Origin of the sequence: Arthrobacter sp. CAN_A2 (assembly GCF_015752045.1) — a bacterium.
Lineage (GTDB): Bacteria > Actinomycetota > Actinomycetes > Actinomycetales > Micrococcaceae > Arthrobacter_D.
The window spans coordinates 1-2,916 of the sequence record NZ_JADOUS010000048.1; the positions used below are offsets into that span (position 1 = coordinate 1).

At 60.8% G+C, this 2,916-nt stretch carries 2 protein-coding genes and 1 pseudogene; 1 reads left to right on the forward strand and 2 read right to left on the reverse strand.

Features of this window, described 5'->3' with window-relative positions; genetic code table 11:
• Positions 1 to 95: 95 nt before the first annotated feature.
• A pseudogene (locus IWX63_RS16435) lies at positions 96 to 605 on the forward strand (PDDEXK nuclease domain-containing protein); the annotation flags it as partial.
• 14 nt (positions 606 to 619) lie between these two features.
• On the opposite strand, the gene IWX63_RS16440 reads toward IWX63_RS16435, so the two are convergent.
• A protein-coding gene (locus IWX63_RS16440; protein ID WP_442859141.1) for an IS3 family transposase occupies positions 620 to 1,827 on the reverse strand; the annotation gives its coding sequence in 2 pieces (ribosomal slippage) (positions 620 to 1,527 and positions 1,527 to 1,827; 1,209 coding nt in all).
• Positions 1,828 to 1,999: 172 nt separating this feature from the next.
• Positions 2,000 to 2,782 (reverse strand): CPBP family intramembrane glutamic endopeptidase, encoded by a 783-nt coding sequence (locus IWX63_RS16445; RefSeq protein WP_199279226.1) that lies wholly within the window; start codon positions 2,780 to 2,782, stop codon positions 2,000 to 2,002.
• Between the last annotated feature and the right edge of the window lie 134 nt (positions 2,783 to 2,916).

A 2,916-nucleotide genomic window follows, 5' to 3' on the forward strand; every position in this document is an offset into this window, starting at 1 on the left:
ACAATTATCGATCCCGTATCCTGCTTACCAGTGCCACCCGGACGGCGGCATGACACTCACCTCAGCACGCCATTCCCCACGAACCGTGAAGAGCCGGTTTTTCACCGCGGAATCTGCAGTACATGACGGCGTTCGCCAGGGAATGGCCGGCTGGGACGATTGCGCAACAGGCTGTTGCGCAATTGCCGTGGGGGCACATAACGGTCCTGCTCGACAAGGTCACCGACACGACCGAACGTGACTGGTATGCGAACTCCGCTGTGGAGCACGGGTGGTCACGGAACGTCCTGCTGAACATGATCCTGAACCGGAGCTTCGCCCGTACAGGGGCGGCCCCGTCGAACTTCGCGCAACAGCTTGTTGCGCCCGACAGTGAGCTGGCCCAGCAGGTCGCGAAAGATCCCTACTCCTTTGAGTTCCTGGGCCTCAGTGGGGACGTCGCCGAGCGTGACCTCGAACAGGCGCTCATGGACCGCATCACCGAGACACTCCGCGAACTCGGCCCAGGATTCGCGTTTGTTGGTCGGCAGATACACTTCGACGTCGGTGGTGACGACTTCTATATCGACCTGCTCTTCTTTCACGTCGAGCAGTTGCGTTACTAGGGACTGCTGAAGGTTCAGTTTCCAGTTGGGTGTTGTTGGTTTCGGGCCGCTGTGGTGGCGGCTTGTCCTAGTATCTCGAACTCGACCGGGGTCAGTTTGCCGAGTGCTCGCTGACGGCGTCTGCGATGGTAAGTCCGTTCGATCCAGGTCACGATAGCCAGCCGTAACTCTTCTTTCGTTGACCATCTCTGTCGGTTGAGGACGTTCTTCTGCAGGAGTGCGAAGAAAGACTCCATCGCCGCGTTATCGCCGCACGCGCCGACCCTGCCCATCGATCCGGTCAGCCCGCTGCTCTTGAGCGTTTGCACGAAGACCTTTGATCGAAATTGAGCGCCTCGATCCGAGTGCAGGATTGTGTCGACCGGTCCGCGGAGCCGGATCGCGTTCCGCACCGCGGACACGGCCAGAGCCGAAGTCATCCGATCATCCATGGAGTATCCGACGATGAGCTTTGACTGGACGTCTTTGATCGCGCAGAGGTAGAGCTTGCCGGCATCTGTCCAATGTTCTGTGATGTCCGTGAGCCAGAGCTGATTCGGACGATCAGCGCGGAACTGGCGCAGCACGAGATCATCGTGCACGGGAGGCCCTGCTTTCCTAGTGAGTCCGCGTTTTTTCGCGTGCAGGGACCACAGGCGCTGCTGGGAGCAGATCCGCCAGACCCGCCGCTCGGACGCGGATATGCCGTGGTCGGCGATCTCGTCGGCGACGAACCGGTACCCGAACGTCGGGTCGTCGTGATCGATCTCGTGGGCGAGGTTCGTCAGGTGCGCATCCTCCCAGTCCCGCTGTGACACCGGATTACGCCGCCACTTATTGAACCCCTGGGTCGAGAAACCCAGCACCCGACAGGCCACCGCGACAGGGATACCGTCAGCGGCAAGATCACGGACCAGCGGGTACTTCATTTTGGGGGCAGCTCACGGGCGAAGAACGCCGCCGCCCGGCGCAGGATTTCGTTCTCCTGCTCCAGTAGGCGGTTGCGCTTCTTCAGCTCGCGGAGCTCGGCCGCGTCAGCCTGGGTCACTCCTGGCCGGACCCCGTCTTCGACGTCCGCGCGTTTCAGCCAGTTGTTCAGAGTTCCCTCGCTGATCCCGAAATCCTTCGCGATCTGAGCCAGCGGGGCTTCGTGCTTCCGCGCGACGGACACGACGTCGCGACGTCGCGACGAAACTCTTCCGGATACGGCTTTGCCATGATGGCCATCCTTCCAGGAGGACAGAATCCTCACAGGCTAGATGGAAACCGAACCTTCAGCAGTCCCGTACACCTAGAGCAGCGCTGACCTCCCTCAGGGTAAGCGTCCCTGTCGGCACACACACTCGGGCTGTTCGTTCAACAGCCGATGACCGCCTCGACCCATACTCTCCTTTGTTCGAGTCCTGCTGCGACTCTCATCGCTGAATGGGAGCTGCACCCGGGTTCGTGGTCGAAGGATTGGCTTTTGCTGTAGGTGCAGGTCCGTGGGCTTTGAGTTGTTTGTGCAGAATCATGATGTACACCGCTGATACGACCGCGATCGGGCCGATGATGGCAAGGTCCCACGGGGTTGTGTGGGGTGTCAGGGAGCCGCTGAGGTTGAACGTCGCGTGGATGATCACTCCCGGCAGGATGCTCCCGGTCAGCACGACGCAATATGCGAGGGCTATTCCGATGAGCGAGGCGGCAACGATCTGCAGAGCTTGGTCCGCACCTGTGGAAGCACCGCGAACAACATTGACGATGTGACCGAGGCCAAAGGTCACGCCCGAGATGATGATCGCTCGCGTCACCCCACCTCGCGCACGGAGGGCTTGAAGGAGGAAGCCGCGGAAAATCAGTTCTTCGAGGAGGGCGACGGAGCTGACAAGCACAACCGTGAAGAAGATTGCTTCCGCCGTCAGTCCGGGCGCAACGCCCTTCATGAACTGGATCACCGAGATAGCGAACAGGGGAAGGAAGAACAGGACGCGCGGAAGGGTGCCTGGTTCGGCTCGGCGGATTCCGTAGCTGGCCGACCTGTTGGTGCGGTGCAGGTGAACGAGCAGGAAGATGGTCAGAGCGGCCAACACGATGCTGGTCAGTGCGGGTAGACCCAAGGACTCCGACACCGCATCGGAGATGGTGACGAGGACGACGTAGGTAAGGATCCATCCAAGTGCGTACCGCAGCGGATTGTTGTGATCTCGTGTGTGCATAGTGGTCCTTGGGCCTTGACCCCGGATCGTGGACACGGTGTCGTTTGGTTTATGCCGCTTCCGCGAGGGTAGCGGACAGGGCGGCCTCGTAAGCGTTCGGGGTGATGTTGCCGATCGCGGAGTGGCGTCGTCGG

Coding starts and splice junctions, on each gene's coding strand:
- IWX63_RS16445 (WP_199279226.1), bottom strand. CDS start 2,782: ATGCACACACGAGATCACAACAATCCGCTGCGGTACGCACTTGGATGG.